The sequence below is a fragment of the Streptomyces purpureus genome (assembly GCF_014648195.1).
Taxonomy (GTDB): Bacteria; Actinomycetota; Actinomycetes; order Streptomycetales; family Streptomycetaceae; genus Streptomyces; species Streptomyces purpureus.
This window is the reverse complement of sequence record NZ_BMQQ01000003.1, coordinates 28,964-30,497: the sequence shown is the minus strand read 5'-3', so window position 1 is coordinate 30,497 and position 1,534 is coordinate 28,964. Positions and strand designations below refer to the sequence as shown.

The 1,534-nt window shown below is 73.3% G+C and carries 2 protein-coding genes; both read left to right on the top strand.

All coding sequences use genetic code 11. From position 1 onward, the window contains the following. The coding region (locus IEZ01_RS05635; protein ID WP_229832722.1) for an endonuclease/exonuclease/phosphatase family protein at nucleotides 1-751 on the top strand (751 nt) is incomplete at its 5' end. A 5-nt stretch (nucleotides 752-756) separates the two neighbouring features. Further along, nucleotides 757-1,534: FUSC family membrane protein (locus IEZ01_RS34690; protein WP_233840350.1), on the top strand; the 778-nt coding region annotated here is incomplete at its 3' end.

The following is a 1,534-nucleotide window of genomic DNA, read 5'->3' as shown; positions in this document are numbered from 1 at the left end:
CGCCACCGTCCTCGCCCTCACCGCCTGGTACATCCAGCCCTACGGCCCCGACACCAGCGGCGCCCACGGACCCACCACCGCCCGGCTACGCGTCCTCGCCTCCAACGTCGAATTCGGCCGGGCCACCCCCCACCTCCTCGACACCGTCCGACGCGAACACCCCCACCTCGTCCTCGTCTCCGAGTGCGACCGCCCCTGCGCCCACACCCTGCGCACCGCCCTGCGCACCACCCACCCCCACCACACCGAGGTCGCCGCCGACGGCTCCTCCGGCTCCCTCCTCCTCAGCACCTACCCACTCACCCACCCCACCGTCCTCCCCGGCGTCATGGGGATGCCCGGCGCCACCGCGCTCATCGGCGAGAGGGACGTACATATCCAACTCGCCCACCCCATGCCCCCGCTACCCGGCCAGATCGACCTGTGGAAAACCGAACTCGGCCACCTCCGCGACCTCGCCCACGACCGCCGCGGCCGCCCCACCCTCATCGCCGGCGACTTCAACGCCTCCCAGGACCACGCCGCCTTCCGCGACCTCCTCGACGCCGGCGACCTCCACGACGCCGCCCGCCTCGCCGGCGCCACCCGCACCCCCACCTGGCCCCAGACCGGCGCCCTCCCCCCATACGTCCAGATCGACCACATCCTCCTCAGCGACCACTTCTCCGTAGACACCGTCCGCTTCCTCGACCTGCCCGACACCGACCACCGCGCAGTCCTCGCCGATCTCGCCCTCCACCAGCGACAATGACCCGCATGGCACGGACAGAGCGCACCATCCGCCCCCCGGAATGGCTGCTCAAGGGCCTCCGCCCGCAGCCCGCCCCGATCCCCTGGGCCTCCGTCGCCCGCGCCTCCGTCGCCCTGTCCGCACCCCTCGCCGTCGGCCTCGCCACCGGCCACACCACCTACGGCGCCCTCGTCTCCATGGGCGCCCTCTCCGGCGTCATCGGCGACACCGCCGACGCCTACCGGATGCGCTTCCTCAACATCGCCATCCCCCAGCTCTTCGGCGCCGCCGGCATCCTCCTCGGCACCCAGGTGTACGGCCACGGCTGGCTCGCCGTCGCCGCCCTCACCCTCATCGCCCTCCTGTCCGGCATGATCTCCTCGATCGGCGCCATCGCCTCCGTCTCCGGACTACTCCTCCTCCTCAACTCCGTCGTCGGCGCAGGACTCCCCCTCCCCGGCCCCTGGTGGAAAGCCCCCCTCCTCCTCACCCTCGGCGGAGCCGTCGTCCTCGCCCTCACCCTCCTCGGCTGGCCCTTCCGCCGCGGCGTCCCCGAACGCACCGCCGTCGCCGCCACCTACCGCGCCCTCGCCGACCTCCTAGAAACCGCCGGCACCCCCGACTACGACGACAAACGCCAAGCCGTCACCGCCGCCCTCAACCAGGCCTACGACCTCGTCCTCGCCCGCCGCACCCGCGAACACGGCCGCGCCCCCGTCCTCGTACGCCTCCTCGCCCAGCTCAACGTCGTCATCCCCATCGCCGAAGCCGCCCCCGCCGCCCACCAGCGCGCCCAGCGCCTCG